Origin of the sequence: Mucilaginibacter sp. MD40 (genome assembly GCF_002288635.1) — a bacterium.
Taxonomy (GTDB): Bacteria; Bacteroidota; Bacteroidia; order Sphingobacteriales; family Sphingobacteriaceae; genus Mucilaginibacter.
Map to the genome: position 1 here is coordinate 2069820 of NZ_NRSW01000001.1, position 13959 is coordinate 2083778.

Annotated in this window: 17 protein-coding genes; 13 read left to right on the forward strand and 4 right to left on the reverse strand. The window is 44.6% G+C overall.

The features are described 5' to 3' along the window. The first annotated feature begins 6 nt into the window (after nucleotides 1-6). The 7 genes from CKK33_RS09340 to CKK33_RS09365 all read left to right on the forward strand — a co-directional run bounded on the left by CKK33_RS09340 (nucleotide 7) and on the right by CKK33_RS09365 (nucleotide 4088). Nucleotides 7-447 carry a DUF1573 domain-containing protein gene (locus tag CKK33_RS09340; protein ID WP_095703847.1) on the forward strand — a complete coding sequence of 147 codons (441 nt, stop codon included), beginning with the start codon at nucleotides 7-9 and terminating at the stop codon, nucleotides 445-447. 77 nt (nucleotides 448-524) lie between these two features. Next, nucleotides 525-836 carry a preprotein translocase subunit YajC gene (gene yajC, locus CKK33_RS09345; protein WP_095703848.1) on the forward strand — a complete coding sequence of 104 codons (312 nt, stop codon included), beginning with the start codon at nucleotides 525-527 and terminating at the stop codon, nucleotides 834-836. Between the two features lie 130 nt (nucleotides 837-966). Further along, on the forward strand, nucleotides 967-1914 hold the full coding sequence (locus CKK33_RS09350; RefSeq protein WP_095703849.1) for a YbbR-like domain-containing protein: 948 nt from the start codon (nucleotides 967-969) through the stop codon (nucleotides 1912-1914). Continuing rightward, nucleotides 1915-2514 carry a dephospho-CoA kinase gene (coaE, locus tag CKK33_RS09355; RefSeq protein WP_095703850.1) on the forward strand — a complete coding sequence of 200 codons (600 nt, stop codon included), beginning with the start codon at nucleotides 1915-1917 and terminating at the stop codon, nucleotides 2512-2514. It begins immediately after the preceding gene. Further along, nucleotides 2511-3449: an MBL fold metallo-hydrolase gene (locus CKK33_RS09360; RefSeq protein ID WP_095703851.1), complete on the forward strand. Its 939-nt coding sequence runs from the start codon at nucleotides 2511-2513 to the stop codon at nucleotides 3447-3449. The genes coaE and CKK33_RS09360 overlap by 4 nt, the downstream gene beginning before the upstream one ends. After that, nucleotides 3449-3610, forward strand: a complete 162-nt coding sequence (locus tag CKK33_RS19490) for a DUF5522 domain-containing protein (protein WP_158223417.1) — start codon at nucleotides 3449-3451, stop codon at nucleotides 3608-3610. The genes CKK33_RS09360 and CKK33_RS19490 overlap by 1 nt, the downstream gene beginning before the upstream one ends. Before the next feature lie 28 nt (nucleotides 3611-3638). Then, a complete protein-coding gene (locus tag CKK33_RS09365; protein ID WP_095703852.1) occupies nucleotides 3639-4088 on the forward strand; it encodes a MarR family winged helix-turn-helix transcriptional regulator in 450 nt (149 codons plus the stop codon). Nucleotides 4089-4310: 222 nt separating this feature from the next. Here the strand turns inward: CKK33_RS09365 and CKK33_RS09370 are convergent, their stop codons facing one another. Further along, nucleotides 4311-4892: a phosphatase PAP2 family protein gene (locus tag CKK33_RS09370; protein WP_095703853.1), complete on the reverse strand. Its 582-nt coding sequence runs from the start codon at nucleotides 4890-4892 to the stop codon at nucleotides 4311-4313. A gap of 111 nt (nucleotides 4893-5003) precedes the next feature. Between CKK33_RS09370 and glmM the strand changes: the two genes are divergently transcribed. The 3 genes from glmM to CKK33_RS09385 all read left to right on the forward strand — a co-directional run bounded on the left by glmM (nucleotide 5004) and on the right by CKK33_RS09385 (nucleotide 8279). After that, complete coding sequence (gene glmM, locus CKK33_RS09375) at nucleotides 5004-6395, forward strand: phosphoglucosamine mutase (RefSeq protein WP_095703854.1); 1392 nt, start codon at nucleotides 5004-5006, stop codon at nucleotides 6393-6395. 73 nt (nucleotides 6396-6468) lie between these two features. Beyond that, entirely contained in the window at nucleotides 6469-7605 is a 1137-nt protein-coding gene (locus CKK33_RS09380) for a cysteine desulfurase family protein (protein ID WP_095703855.1), read from the forward strand. A 71-nt stretch (nucleotides 7606-7676) separates the two neighbouring features. Then, nucleotides 7677-8279 carry a hypothetical protein gene (locus CKK33_RS09385; protein WP_143822937.1) on the forward strand — a complete coding sequence of 201 codons (603 nt, stop codon included), beginning with the start codon at nucleotides 7677-7679 and terminating at the stop codon, nucleotides 8277-8279. Nucleotides 8280-8386: 107 nt separating this feature from the next. On the opposite strand, the gene accD is transcribed toward CKK33_RS09385, so the two are convergent. Continuing rightward, nucleotides 8387-9277 carry an acetyl-CoA carboxylase, carboxyltransferase subunit beta gene (accD, locus tag CKK33_RS09390; RefSeq protein WP_095703857.1) on the reverse strand — a complete coding sequence of 297 codons (891 nt, stop codon included), beginning with the start codon at nucleotides 9275-9277 and terminating at the stop codon, nucleotides 8387-8389. A 304-nt stretch (nucleotides 9278-9581) separates the two neighbouring features. Here accD and fbaA point away from each other — a divergent pair, with 304 nt between their 5' ends. From fbaA to CKK33_RS09405, 3 genes are all read left to right on the forward strand, one after another. Beyond that, nucleotides 9582-10661 carry a class II fructose-bisphosphate aldolase gene (gene fbaA / locus CKK33_RS09395; protein WP_095703858.1) on the forward strand — a complete coding sequence of 360 codons (1080 nt, stop codon included), beginning with the start codon at nucleotides 9582-9584 and terminating at the stop codon, nucleotides 10659-10661. A gap of 85 nt (nucleotides 10662-10746) precedes the next feature. After that, nucleotides 10747-11256 carry a low affinity iron permease family protein gene (locus CKK33_RS09400; RefSeq protein WP_095703859.1) on the forward strand — a complete coding sequence of 170 codons (510 nt, stop codon included), beginning with the start codon at nucleotides 10747-10749 and terminating at the stop codon, nucleotides 11254-11256. Continuing rightward, nucleotides 11222-11647: a GNAT family N-acetyltransferase gene (locus CKK33_RS09405; protein WP_095703860.1), complete on the forward strand. Its 426-nt coding sequence runs from the start codon at nucleotides 11222-11224 to the stop codon at nucleotides 11645-11647. The genes CKK33_RS09400 and CKK33_RS09405 overlap by 35 nt, the downstream gene beginning before the upstream one ends. Nucleotides 11648-11752: 105 nt before the next feature. Here CKK33_RS09405 and CKK33_RS09410 read toward each other — a convergent pair whose 3' ends face one another. Then, nucleotides 11753-12610, reverse strand: a complete 858-nt coding sequence (locus tag CKK33_RS09410; RefSeq protein ID WP_095703861.1) for a hydroxymethylglutaryl-CoA lyase — start codon at nucleotides 12608-12610, stop codon at nucleotides 11753-11755. Continuing rightward, nucleotides 12611-13924 carry an NAD(P)/FAD-dependent oxidoreductase gene (locus CKK33_RS09415; protein WP_095703862.1) on the reverse strand — a complete coding sequence of 438 codons (1314 nt, stop codon included), beginning with the start codon at nucleotides 13922-13924 and terminating at the stop codon, nucleotides 12611-12613. Nucleotides 13925-13959: the final 35 nt, after the last annotated feature.

Below are 13959 nucleotides of genomic sequence, written 5' to 3' on the forward strand. Positions count from 1 at the left end.
AACACGATGAAGAAATTAGTTGTAGTTGCAGCAGTTGCCGGTATGTTATTTACCGCCTGCAACCAGCAAGGAAACGGTACAGCCCCGGCAAACACCGCTACTGCTGATACCAGTAATGTAAGCGCTACCAACGCGCCGGTAATGAAGTTTGAGAATGATACGCACGATTTTGGTAAGATAAAAGAGGGCGAAAAAGTAACTTATGCCTTTAAGTTCATTAATAAAGGCAAATCGCCGCTTATTGTTAAAGACGCGGTGGCCACCTGCGGCTGTACCAAGCCGGAGTGGCCTGCAACACCCATTGCTCCGGGTGCACCGGGCGAAATAAAGGTAACCTTTAACAGCGCTGCCAAAATGGGACTGCAGGATAAACAGATCACTATTACAGCTAATACTAACCCTGCCCAAACCATGGTGCATTTGATTGGCGAAGTTGTTGCTAAGTAAAAGTCTACAGTAAAAATAGGGGCTTGTTATTTGCTTGCAAGCTGCCTAAACTATTAAATACTCAATAATTAATTTAAATGATAAGTACAATTTTATTACAGGCCGGCGGAATGGGAACCCAAAATCTAATCATGTTTGGTTTGATTGCCGTGGTATTTTATTTCTTTATGATCCGCCCGCAGGTTAAAAAACAAAAAGACCAGAAAAAATACGTAGATGAACTTAAAAAAGGCGATCGGGTAATTACCAGCGCCGGTATACATGGCAGGATATATGAAGTTGCCGAAACTACTTTTTTAATTGAAGTAGAGAACGGCGCGCGCATACGTTTTGATAAATCAGCTATATCGCTGGATGCTTCAAAAGCGTTAAATACCCCTGCTAAATAAGCTGTAGGCTTAAAGCGTAAAGCTAAAAGCTTAAATAGGCTTATAGCTTAATTCACTATATTAGAAGCGAAAAGCTGATGCGTTACTGCTTTCAGCTTTTCGCTTTCTGCTTTTATCTCGTAAAGAAAAAATGGCCATCATCAAACTATCGGCAATGGAAAGGAGGCGGTTATCGGTTTTTATAACCTGCCTGGTATTTGCCGCGTGTGCATGGCTGTTTACAGCTTTATCCAATACCTACAAGTTTACGGTAAAGCAGGCTATCAGTTATAAAAACCTACCGCAAAAAAGGGCGTTTTATCCTTTGCAGTCTGATACCGTGACCACCATTGTGCAGGGAACGGGCTGGCAAATGTTATTTGCTAAAGGCTCCTACAACAACAAGCCCGTTAATATTGATCTTCATACACTGGAGAGTAAGAACTACGTTGTACTTAGTCAGCAGCTTAAGCAAATAAACGCCAAAAAAGATCTTAACCACGAGATCATCGCTATTAACCCCGATACCTTGTATTTTGATTTCAGCAACCGCATTATCAAAAAGGTGCCTGTGGCATTGGTGGCCAATATCAGTTACCAGAAACAGTTCGCGCAATCGGGCAATGTGGCCATAAGGCCGCAATATGTAACCATTAGCGGCCCGGCTGAAACCATTGGCAATATCAAGGTATGGAAGACCGATACCGTTAAACTTACTGATGTTAATGAGGATTTTACCCGCCGGGTGGCGCTGCATGAGGTAAAGGAGGGCAACCTGTCCATTATTCCTAAATCGGTATCGGTACATATACCGGTAGACGAGTATACCGAGAAAACGCTTGAAATACCTGTTAAGGTGATCAACAACCATCACTATTATGATGTGAAAATTTTTCCGCAGAAAATTAAGGTGACGTTTACTACCTCGCTTACCGATTACCCAGATATGAACGAGGATGACTTTGAAGCTGTGGTCGATCTTTCGTTATGGGAGCAGTACGGCTATCATAACCTGCCGGTAAAAATAACCCGTATGCCGTCCTTCAGTAAGGTAACCAAGATAGAGCCTCGGGTAATTGATTTTATCATAAAAAAATAAATGTTTAAAGTAGGGATAACCGGTAATATAGGCAGTGGAAAAACCACCGTTTGCAAGGTATTTGAGGTGTTGGGCATACCGGTATTTTATGCCGACGATGCCGCTAAAAAAGTAATGACCGATGACCAATTACTCATAAGCGGTATAAAAGAGGCTTTTGGGAACGAGGCGTATTTTGCCGACGGCTCGCTTAACCGCAAGTATATAGGCAACATTGTTTTTAACGATGAGGATAAGCTTAAACGGCTTAATGAACTGGTGCACCCTGCTGTTTTCAGGGCGTTTGATGCCTGGGTAGAAAAGCAAGAACATGCGCCGTATGTTTTAAAAGAAGCCGCGATTTTGTTTGAAAGCGGTTCATATAAAAAATGCGACCGCAGCCTGTTGGTAACAGCCCCGTTAGAAACACGTATGGAACGGGTAATACAGCGCGACGGGGTAACCGAGCAGGAAGTTCAAAAACGCGAAAGCCGCCAGTACCCGCAGGAGAAAAAAGAGCAACTCGCTGATGATATCATTGTAAATGATGATACCCAACTGGTAATTCCGCAGGTATTGCAACTGCATCAATTATACTTATCGCTCGCTAAAGCTCAATGATTTTAGACGATTTTATAACTCTTACAGCCAATGGCCTGTATTGCCGTTACGCAGATTTTTACCTCGACCCGCAACAGCCGGTGAGCCAGGCCGTAATTTCCCACGCCCATGCCGACCATGCTGTTAGCGGTAATAAAAATGTGTATGCCACCGCTCCAACCCTGGCTTTTATGCAGCTGCGTTATGGGAAGAATGCTTTTAAAGTAAGTTATACGATACCTTATCACGAGCCATTTACCATTGGCGGCGTGCAGCTCACTTTTATTTCCGCGGGGCATATGCCTGGCTCAGCACAGGTGTTAATGGAATATAAAGGCGTCAGATACCTCTACACCGGTGATTATAAACTACAGGCCGATGATACCTGCGAACCCATTGAATTTACGCAGGCCAATGTGCTGATCACCGAAAGTACCTTTGCTGACCCGGCCACGCAGCACCCCGATCCGGTAACCGAGATCAAAAAACTGGCGGATATTAAGGTAAATATCCTGCTGGGGGCTTACGGGCTGGGGAAAAGCCAGCGGCTTATCAGCCTGATTAATAGATACGTACCTCAAAAAATCATTTTAGTGCACCACCGTATAATGCCAATAAATGCGGTTTACAAAAGCCTGGGTTATGATTTGGGTGCGCACCAACTCTATAACCGTAAGCTGATGAAGGAGCAAAAGGAGTATATTTACCTTGTGCCGCCTTTTACTTTTGATAGCTATTTGCGGGCAACAGGCGTAAAGAGGCTGTTTGCATCGGGCTGGAAAAACCTGCAGGCTAATGAGCAGGACACGCTGTTCATATCAGACCATGTAGACTGGAACGATATATTGCAAATGGTAAACCATGTGCAGCCGCAACAGATATGGACCCTGCACGGCGACGGGCGCCAGCTAAAAAAGCATTTTGAAAACGATATTTTTGTGAAGATAATGGCATAATGCTGCAGGAGAATATAGACTATTACATAAATGCCGATGGCAACTTTGTATTCACTAAAGAATACCATTTAAAGCGAGGATATTGCTGTAAAAATAAGTGCCTGCATTGCCCGTGGCATTACGGAAGGCCTAAGCCACAGAGCGATGTAAAAAATAAATAGATTATATTTGTAATTAATTTCTTATACCATGGGAATAGAGGAAGATATAAAAAGCACCAACTTTGAGGATAATTACCATAAAGCGGTAGTTAACCTGGCCTACACCTCAGGCTGGCTCAACAACTATATGCGGCCCGCTTTTGAAAAGCACAACCTCACCCAGCAGCAATTTAATATCCTGCGCATATTGCGCGGCCAATACCCCAAGCCGGCTACTGTAAACCTCTTAAAAGAGCGCATGGTAGATAAAATGTCTGACGCTTCACGCATTGTCGATCGTTTGGTGCAAAAAGGGTTGGTATCGCGCTGCACCAACTCCCGCGATCGCCGCGCCGTAGATATCCGCATCAGCGAAGAGGGGCTGGCTATCCTCAAAAAAATGGATATTGATTTTAAAACAAAAGACCTTTTTAAACAACACCTTACCGAGGAGGAGGCAGGCCTGCTCAGCGATCTGCTGGATAAGATGAGAGGGTAGGTTTTAAGTCAAAAGTCAAAATTTAAAACTCAAAACTTACTTTTCTTCCTGACACCAACTAAAAATCCATGTTATTGCGAGGATGAGCGACAAAGCAATAACATTAGCTTTGTTCTGAGATTATCGGGCTATCGCTCTTAATTACATAGTGTTATATTTTCCACCCTCTTTGCGCATTAAAGAGGGGCAATGAGCCGAAGGCAAAGCCGGGGCGAGTAAATGTTACAATTGCTCCTGCTGAAAGTACTTAGCTGCGGCCACCCTAAATCCATAAGCAAACAGCCACCCCGCCAAACTCCCGTAGATAGCTCCTGCGGTAACATCAACCGGGAAATGAACCCCAACATATACCTGTGCCACCGAGATCAGGGCAGCCCAAAATATCAGTACAGGGAGCACCCATTTATACCTTTTATAAAATACAATCCCTAAGAAAATAGCGATGGCAAAATGGTCGGTAGCATGCGTAGAGGGGAAACTATACCCCGTTCCGCAAGGTACGCGGCTAATAACGGATGCGCTGGTGTGAGGGTCGCGGCAGGGGCGCAAGCGGTGCACCGAGGGTTTTATTATGCTCGCGCTGGTAAAATCGGCAAAGCCAACGGCAAGCGCCAGGAAAAGGATCAGCACGGCCCCACGTTTCTTGTATCGCCACAGGCTAAAACCAATGATGAAAACATATAGCGGTATCCAGAAACGGGCGTTACGCATCACGGGCAGCACCGCGTCAAAAAACGGGTTAGCCCAATCGTGGTTGATCACGTAGAACAGGTGCCGGTCCAGATGTAGCAGAAAATCGGGCATTTAGCTATGAAATATAGGCTGATACAGCGCGTTATACCTTGCCAAATATATATGAATTTTATACTCGCTTAGCGCAAATATTGCTATTTTTGCGCCAAACATCTATATACTTTGACACTCATAAAATCAATCTCAGGCATTAGGGGTACCATCGGCGGAGCCGCTGGCGACGGCCTCACCCCGTTAGACATTGTTAAATTCACATCTGCATACGGCAGTTGGGCGGTTAAACGTACCGGCATTAAAAAAATAGTGGTAGGCCGCGATGCCCGCTTGTCTGGCAGTATGGTGAATAACCTGGTGATAGGTACTTTACAGGGTTTGGGTATTGATGTGGTTGACCTTGGCCTTTCTACTACACCAACCGTTGAAGTAGCCGTGCCCGATGAGCAGGCAGCAGGAGGTATTATCCTTACCGCCAGCCACAACCCCAAGCAGTGGAACGCCCTTAAGCTCCTTAACGAGAAAGGCGAATTCATTAGTGATACCGATGGCAAGGAAGTACTGGACATAGCCGAAAACAGCGATTTTATTTATGCTGATGTAAACGACCTGGGTAAACATACCCATGATGATAGTTACCTGAAAAAACATATTGACAAGGTTTTAGCCCTTCCGCTGGTTGATGTGGAAGCCGTTAAGAAAGCGAACTTTAAAATAGCTATCGATTGCGTTAATTCAACCGGAGGCATTTTTGTACCGGCCCTGTTAAAGGCGCTTGGTGTAGAAACTATACATGAATTATACTGCGAGCCTGACGGTCATTTTCCGCATAATCCGGAGCCACTACCCGAGAACCTGGTAGCATTGTCAAAAGAAGTGCTGAAAACTAAAGCCGACCTGGGTATTGCCGTTGACCCGGATGTGGATCGCCTTTGCTTTGTTTGCGAGGATGGCAGCATGTTCGGCGAAGAATATACGTTGGTAGCCGTAGCAGATTATGTGCTGGCGAATACCAAAGGTAACACGGTATCAAACCTGTCATCAACCCGTGCCCTGCGCGATGTAACTGAAAAGCACGGCGCAGCGTATCACGCGGCTGCTGTAGGGGAGGTAAACGTGGTAAACAAAATGAAAGAGGTGAACGCCATCATAGGCGGCGAAGGCAACGGCGGGGTAATTTATCCCGAACTGCATTACGGCCGCGACGCCTTGGTTGGTATAGCGCTGTTCCTTACCCACCTGGCCAAATATGGCAAGCCGGTATCGGTTTTAAGAAGCTCTTACCCGGGCTATTTTATTTCTAAAAATAAAATTACGTTAACGCCGGAGATGGATATCGACGCATTGCTGGTAAAGGTGAAAGATAAGTACCAGAAACAGCCGCACAGTACTATTGATGGTTTAAAGATCGAGTTTGATAAGGAGTGGGTACACCTGCGCCGCTCAAACACAGAGCCTATTATCCGTATTTATTCTGAAGGGAACTCAGAAACTATTGCGGATAACCTGGCCAACAAGATCATTACTGATATAAAAGAGATATTAAATTTAAACGAATAGCAGGTATAACCGCAGGACCGGAGACCCTGCGGTTACACCGTTTATTTTTACTGACCCCATAATTATTGATAAAATGCGAGTTTATTTCGACAACGCAGCAACAACCGCGCTCGACCCTGAAGTACTAAAAGAAATGTACAAGGTAATGGAAAGCCAGTTTGGCAATCCATCATCTATCCATGCCCACGGGCGCGAGGTGCGTACGTTGATCGAAAGATCGCGCAAAACCATAGCCAACCTGCTGCATACCTCACCCGCCGAAATATTTTTTACCAGCGGCGGTACCGAGGCTGATAATACCGCCATCCGTTGCGGTATCATTGATCATCAGCTTAAACATGCCATCACTACCAAACTGGAGCACCATGCTGTGCTGCATACCCTGCAGGCCATGGAAAAGGCCGGTGCTATTAAACTGAGCTACGTAGATGTTGATGATAAAGGACTGGTTGATTACAACCACCTGGAGCAACTGCTGCAAAACAACGAGCGCAGCTTTGTATCGCTTATGCACGCCAACAACGAATTGGGTACATTAACAGACATTGTACGTGTGGGCGATATTTGCGAGGCTCACAACGCGCTTTTTCATAGCGATACGGTACAAACCGTTGGGCATTTCGTGCATGACCTCAGCAAGCTTAAATTGCACTTTATGGTTTGCGCCGCGCACAAGTTGCATGGCCCAAAAGGGGTAGGCTTTTTACACATCAACCACAAAGTAAAAATTAACCCGATGATCTACGGAGGTTCGCAGGAGCGCAATATGCGTGGCGGTACCGAAAACGTATATGGTATTGCCGGTCTTGCCAAGGCGCTTGAACTGGCTTATGCCGATATGCAAGGTCATCAGGCCTATATTCAGGACATCAAATCGTACATGATGGCCAGGCTCACGCAGGAAATACCCGGTATAAAATTTAATGGCGAAACTGATCCTGAAGGAAGCCTGTATACGGTACTTAACGTATCATTCCCTGAAATGGAAATGGCCGACATGCTGCTCTTTAACCTGGACATTGCCGGTATTTCGGCATCAGGCGGTAGCGCATGCAGTTCGGGCACAGATATAGGCTCACACGTATTATCAGCCATTGGCGCTAACCCAAACAGGCCTTCAGTGCGTTTCTCATTTTCTAAATATAATACTAAAGAAGAGGTTGATTATACTGTTGCCAAGCTTAAAGAGCTGTGTATGGTAAATGCTTAATTAATTTTTTTTCTTTTTTTGAAAGTTGGCAGGCGTATTGCTATACATAGGTACAATCAAAAACAAAACCTATGATGACTAACCAAGAAAACACCTGGAATCATGATACAGATCAGAACCAGGGCTACGCTACCAATTCTTTTGCCGCAAGCAACCAGAATATTGATGAAAGCCGCCTGGACGGTACCGAAGGCGGTGGTAATATCCCCGGCAGCTATTCATCTAATGAAAGCATGAGCGGTGTAAACAGTGTTGGCGATGAGGATGATGACCTGGCAACAGGTGATGATATCCCCGAAGATGACGAGCTTGAAGATGATGAATTAGAGGATGAGGATTATGAGGATGCCGATATGGAAGAAGATACTGACCTGGATGGCGCCTCTGCAGGCTCATATACCGGGACCATCAATTCTTCATTGGATGACCCTAACGAAATGCCGGAAGAAGGCCAGTCGGATAACAAGGGCATCGGTTACTCACAGCAGGAAGAACAAGACCAACCAGGTGAGGGTGCTGATACCTCATTCAGTGAACAAATAGATGTTACCCCACCTGAAAGGCACGAATTTCCTTCGGAAGGTGTGGCTACTAAAACCGATTTCGCCAGCCGCGACCTGGGCCGTACTACAGGTCGTATGTTAGGCCACGAGCCGGGCACAGAGGGAATATAATGATGGAATAGATCATTGCAAGTGATAAATAACACTTGCGTACATTTAAACAAAAGAGGCGTTTGAATATTCAAACGCCTCTTTTGTTATCTGTTCATCAGCAATGGTTAGCTGTTATCTGCTTCTTTTTCTGCAACCGGTTCCTGTACGCCATATGGGGCGAGCATTTTAAGGAATGAGGCTAATTTTTCTTTCATTTCACGGCGGTCTACAATAAAATCGAGGAAACCATGTTCCTGTACAAACTCTGCAGTCTGGAAGCCTTTAGGCAGGTCTTTTTTAATAGTTTCTTTAATTACACGCGGGCCTGCAAAACCAATTAAAGCGCCTGGTTCGGCAATGTTAATGTCGCCCAGCATAGCGTATGATGCGGTAACACCACCAGTGGTAGGGTCGGTAAGTAAAGATATATATGGAATTCTTGCTTGTGCAAGCAGTGCCAGCTTAGCCGATGTTTTAGCCATCTGCATGAGCGAGAAGGCTGCCTCCATCATACGCGCACCGCCCGATTTTGAGATCATCAGGAAAGGTACTTTATGTTTGATGCTGTAATCAATAGAGCGGGCGATTTTTTCACCTACTACAGATCCCATGGAACCACCAATGAAGTTGAAGTCCATGCAGGCGATCACAATATCCTGTCCGTTTATTTTACCAACACCTGCGCGTATAGCATCAGTTAAACCGGTTTTGGTCTTGGTTTCTGTAAGCCTGTCGCTATATTTTTTGGTATCAGTAAAATGCAGCGGGTCGCCTGAGTGCAGGTCTGCAAAAAGTTCGGTAAACTGGTTATCATCAAACAATACCGAAAAATATTCTTTTGAACCTATACGTAAATGGAAACCGCAATAGTGGCAAACATATTGGTTTTCAACCTGTTCTGAATAATGAAGCGGTTTTTTACAATTTGGGCACTTATTCCATATCCCGTCCGGTGCTTCCTTCTTCTCCTGTGTAGTGGTAATAATGCCTTTGTCTTCGCGCTTAAACCAAGCCATATCTTAAAAAGTGGTTAAAAGTAACTGCAAAGAAACAAAAAAAGCTGGTAATTTGATTGCATAAATTTATCAGCACACTATGTGGTTGTATAGCAACGTGTTTTAGCTTGTGTTTCAGTAGGTAAGATATCATCCTTGTTGTATTAAATACACTATAGTATCGCCACTAATTACTATTAAGCAGGTAGGCATATAGGATTTTAAGCTAAATACGCTTATTATTCAGATGCTTAAATCAAAAATAGGTGATAAATATTAGGCAAAACAGTAAATTTTTATAACTTCGAAGCCCAAACAAATGCTCATGGATTTAAAAAATTATAAAGGCGTACTGCATGGCAATCAGGTGCAGGCGTTATTTGAAGCAGCCAAGCAACACCAGTTTGCTTTACCCGCTGTAAACGTAATTGGCACCAATTCTATCAACGCTGTAATGGAAACCGCCAAAGCGGTTAATTCTCCTGTAATTATTCAGTTATCAAACGGCGGCGCCCAGTTCTACGCAGGTAAATCATTAGATAACTCAAAGCTGCAGGCCTGCATATTGGGCGCTGTATCAGCAGCTAAACACGTGCACTTACTGGCCGAGCACTATGGTGTAGCCGTTATTTTACACACCGACCACGCCGCAAAAAAATTATTACCATGGATTGATGGTTTATTAGACCACGGTGAAAAGTTTTTTGCTGAAACCGGCAAACCGCTTTTTTCATCGCACATGCTTGACCTTTCTGAGGAGCCTATCGAAGAAAACATCGAGATATCTGCCAAATACCTGGCGCGCATGGCCAAAATGAACATGACCGTTGAAATTGAGCTGGGTGTTACCGGTGGCGAAGAAGATGGTGTTGATAACTCTGATGTTGACAGCTCTCGCCTGTATACCCAACCGGAAGAAGTTGCCTACGCTTATGAAGAACTGTCAAAAGTAAGCCATCGCTTTACTGTTGCGGCTGCCTTTGGTAACGTACATGGTGTATACAAACCGGGTAATGTTAAACTGATGCCTGTTATCCTGCACAATTCGCAGGAGTTCCTGAAGCAAAAACATAACCTTACTGCCGAGAAACCTATCAACTTTGTGTTCCACGGTGGTTCAGGCTCAAGCCAGGAAGAGATCCGCGAGGCTATTTCATACGGCGCTATCAAAATGAACATTGATACCGACATGCAATGGGCTTTCTGGGAAGGTATTAAAGATTATTACCAATCTAAAGAAGCTTATTTGCAATCTCAGATCGGAAGCCCGGATGGCGATGATTCTCCAAACAAAAAATATTACGACCCACGTGTATGGTTACGCAAAGGCGAAGAAACTTTTGTTAAACGCTTAACAGAAGCTTTTGCAGACCTAAACTGCCTTGACGTGAATAGCAAGCTGTAACATATATAGCTAAAAAGAGTAAAAAGCGCCCGTGTTAAAAACATTGGCGCTTTTTTTTAGTTGTGGATTTATACCTACAAAGTCTATGGCTAAAAGTACACAACGCAAAAAAAACTTGTTTGAGCGGTTCGCAAACTGGGCAACCATTGCTACCGGCAGTTCTGCGGCGTTTATTGCCGCAACGGTTGTCATCATTGTATGGATTGTGACGGGGCCAATATTTAAATATTCTGATACCTGGCAGTTAGTAATTAATACGGGCACCACTATTATTACTTTCCTCATGGTGTTTCTGATCCAAAAGTCGCAGAATAAAGATTCTAAAGCCGTGCACCTGAAACTTAACGAGCTGTTGGCATCGCACCAGGGGGCAAGTAACCGTATGGTGCATATTGAGGACCTTACAGAAGATGAACTTGATAAGTTGGCCAGATTTTATATTAAGTTGTCTAAATTAGCCGAAGAAGAAGATGATATTACCTGTACGCACTCTATTGACGCGGCAGAAGAGAATCATAACGAGAAATTATCCAGTTTAAAGACCAAGAAGCATTATCAAAATGCCCTCATCAGCAGAAGTAAAAAAAGTAAGTGACCCCAGTGACCTGGAAACCGTGTTCGCCATCAGGCGTGAAGTATTTGTTGACGAACAAAACTGCCCTCCGGAACTTGAATGGGAAAATGAAGACATATCTACCCATTTCCTGGCTACGGTAGAAGGCGAGCCGGCAGGTGCGGCACGCTGGCGTAAAACCGATAAAGGCTATAAGTTAGAAAGATTTGCCGTGTTAGCTAAATTCAGAGGTTATGGGGTAGGAGAGGCTTTAGTTAAAGCTGTTCTAAACGATCTCCCATCCGATGCTTCTTATATATACCTGCATGCCCAAGTGCAGGCTCTTGGCTTTTATGAAAAGCTTGGTTTTAAACCCTCAGGCACTATGTTTGAGGAGGCTGGTATACAACATTTTAAAATGGTTATTAGATAGAATTAAGAAACAAGAGCGAGGAGTTAAGAATCAAGAGCCAAGAGTCCAGAAACAAGATCGGTTAGATGCGGTAAACTATATCTTAACTCTTATATCTTTATTTTTCTATGTAAACACCTTTGCCGAATACTCCATAGCTTCGGCAAGTTTATCCAGATCGAGGCTCAGCTGTACGTTTTGATGCAAAAGGAACGCCACAAGGTTTTCTGTCGCGATGTTGCCGGTGAGGTCGTCCTTTGCCATAGGGCAGCCGCCGTAACCTTTAAGGGCCACGTCAAATTTATTGCAGCCGGCTTCATAGGCGGCGGCTATCTTTTCCTGCCAGGTATCGGGGGTAGAGTGCAGGTGTACGCCAAATTCGGTGATCTCTGATAGTTTTTTAAGCGCTGGATATAAGCTACTGATCTGTTCTGGCTGGGCAATGCCAATAGTATCGGAAAGGGCGATGTAGCCAATACCTTCGTCGATGATTTTCTGTGCCCAGTGCAGTACAATGTCGTTGCTCCACGCATCGCCATAAGGGTTACCGAAGCCCATGGAAAGATAAATAAGTAAAGCCTTGTTATTAACGGCGCATAGTTCGTTTATGCGTTTAACATCATCAAAGGCCTTGTCAATGGTGGTATTCGCATTCCGCATCTGGAAGGTTTCTGAAATAGAGAAGGGATAACCCAGATAAGTGATCTCCTGATGTTTTACGGCGTCCTCAGCACCCCTGTAATTGGCAATAATGGCTAATAATTTTGATGAGCTATGGTCCATATCAAGCATACTCAGCACCTCAGCGGTATCGCGCATTTGCGGTATAGCCTTAGGCGATACAAAGCTGCCAAAATCGATGGTATCAAAACCCACTTGTAAGAGCAGGTTAATATAAGCGGCCTTTACATCGGTCGGCACAAAATCATGCAGGCCCTGCATGGCATCGCGCGGGCATTCAGTAATCTTAATATGGTCGGTCATTTAATCGGGTTGTGATACCTGCTGGTCTTTTTCTACAAGTTCTTCACGCTTAAAGTTACGTATAATTAAGCGGCTGCCACCATTATAGGTAAAGTAGCTGGCCACCCAGTTAATAAACACGATCACTTTGTTGCGGCCGCCCATTAATGATATCAGGTGAACGAACATCCATATGAGCCAGGCAAAAAATCCCTGGAATTTGAGTTTGCCCAAATCAGCTATGGCCTTGTTGCGCCCAATAGTAGCCAGCGACCCTTTATCGTTGTATTTGAATGGTTCGGTAGTTTCGCCTTTTATTATACGGTAGATGTTTTTACCGGTGGTTTGCCCCATTTGTATGGCTACCTGCGCCACCCCCGGGTGGCCCTTAGGTGTTTCAGGCGTTATCATGGCGGCTACGTCGCCAATGGCAAAAATATTTTGTGTACCTACTACGCGGCAAATATTATCCACCTTAATGCGGTTGCCGCGCTCTATGCTATCTTTTGAAATACCATCAGGTACTACACCCATTACACCGGCACTCCATATCACATTTTTTGTTGGTATGCTTTTTCCACCCTCAAATTTTATTTCTTCGCCATTATAGCTTTCTACCTTAACGCCAAGTAAAACTTCCACGCCCATGTCTTTTAAATAGCCTTCCGCCGCTTTAGAACCTTCATCAGAGAATGGGCCTAATACTTTAGGCAGAAAATCTACAAGGTAAACCTTCATCTCATCTTTGGCCAGCTCGGGGTAGTCTTTATCCAGGATGTGGTTGCGCAACTCGGCAAGGGCGCCTGCGAGCTCTACACCGGTAGGGCCAGCGCCTACCAATACGAATGACAGGTATGGCGCTCTTTCTTCCTTAGAGGGCTTTAAAATAGCCTCCTCGAGGTTCTGAAGCACCAGGTAACGAAGATTCATGGCTTCGGGGATAGATTTCATGGGCATGGCATAATGCTCTATCTCTTTGTTACCAAAAAAGTTGGTGGTTGAGCCGGTGGCAATAACCAGGTAATCATAAGCGATATTACCTATGGTAGTGTGCACTGTATTAGCGGCTTGGTCAATACCCAATACTTCTGTGTTCCGGAAACGCAGGTTCTTCTGGTTATCAAAGTTTTTACGCAGTGAGAAAGCAATAGACTCAGCCTCCAAGCTACCCGTGGCCACCTGGTACAACAGGGGCTGAAAGGTGTGGTAATTATGCTTATCTATCAGTATCACTTCTACGGGTTTATCTTTAAGCTGTTTAGCTACCTGTAACCCGCCAAAACCACCGCCAATGATGACAACAGTGGGGAACTTTGATGATCCGTTAACATTCATGCCTGTTATTGTTTAAAGTACACTAATGTATAACA

What these genes read in the sequence shown, in the direction of transcription:
- CKK33_RS09340 (WP_095703847.1), top strand. Translation starts at nt 7, where the DNA reads ATGAAGAAATTAGTTGTAGTTGCAGCAGTTGCCGGTATGTTATTTACC.
- yajC (WP_095703848.1), top strand. Translation starts at nt 525, where the DNA reads ATGATAAGTACAATTTTATTACAGGCCGGCGGAATGGGAACCCAAAAT.
- CKK33_RS09350 (WP_095703849.1), top strand. Translation starts at nt 967, where the DNA reads ATGGCCATCATCAAACTATCGGCAATGGAAAGGAGGCGGTTATCGGTT.
- coaE (WP_095703850.1), top strand. Translation starts at nt 1,915, where the DNA reads ATGTTTAAAGTAGGGATAACCGGTAATATAGGCAGTGGAAAAACCACC.
- CKK33_RS09360 (WP_095703851.1), top strand. Translation starts at nt 2,511, where the DNA reads ATGATTTTAGACGATTTTATAACTCTTACAGCCAATGGCCTGTATTGC.
- CKK33_RS19490 (WP_158223417.1), top strand. Translation starts at nt 3,449, where the DNA reads ATGCTGCAGGAGAATATAGACTATTACATAAATGCCGATGGCAACTTT.
- CKK33_RS09365 (WP_095703852.1), top strand. Translation starts at nt 3,639, where the DNA reads ATGGGAATAGAGGAAGATATAAAAAGCACCAACTTTGAGGATAATTAC.
- CKK33_RS09370 (WP_095703853.1), bottom strand. Translation starts at nt 4,892, where the DNA reads ATGCCCGATTTTCTGCTACATCTGGACCGGCACCTGTTCTACGTGATC.
- CKK33_RS09380 (WP_095703855.1), top strand. Translation starts at nt 6,469, where the DNA reads ATGCGAGTTTATTTCGACAACGCAGCAACAACCGCGCTCGACCCTGAA.
- CKK33_RS09385 (WP_143822937.1), top strand. Translation starts at nt 7,677, where the DNA reads ATGATGACTAACCAAGAAAACACCTGGAATCATGATACAGATCAGAAC.
- accD (WP_095703857.1), bottom strand. Translation starts at nt 9,277, where the DNA reads ATGGCTTGGTTTAAGCGCGAAGACAAAGGCATTATTACCACTACACAG.
- fbaA (WP_095703858.1), top strand. Translation starts at nt 9,582, where the DNA reads ATGGATTTAAAAAATTATAAAGGCGTACTGCATGGCAATCAGGTGCAG.
- CKK33_RS09400 (WP_095703859.1), top strand. Translation starts at nt 10,747, where the DNA reads ATGGCTAAAAGTACACAACGCAAAAAAAACTTGTTTGAGCGGTTCGCA.
- CKK33_RS09405 (WP_095703860.1), top strand. Translation starts at nt 11,222, where the DNA reads ATGCCCTCATCAGCAGAAGTAAAAAAAGTAAGTGACCCCAGTGACCTG.
- CKK33_RS09410 (WP_095703861.1), bottom strand. Translation starts at nt 12,610, where the DNA reads ATGACCGACCATATTAAGATTACTGAATGCCCGCGCGATGCCATGCAG.
- CKK33_RS09415 (WP_095703862.1), bottom strand. Translation starts at nt 13,924, where the DNA reads ATGAATGTTAACGGATCATCAAAGTTCCCCACTGTTGTCATCATTGGC.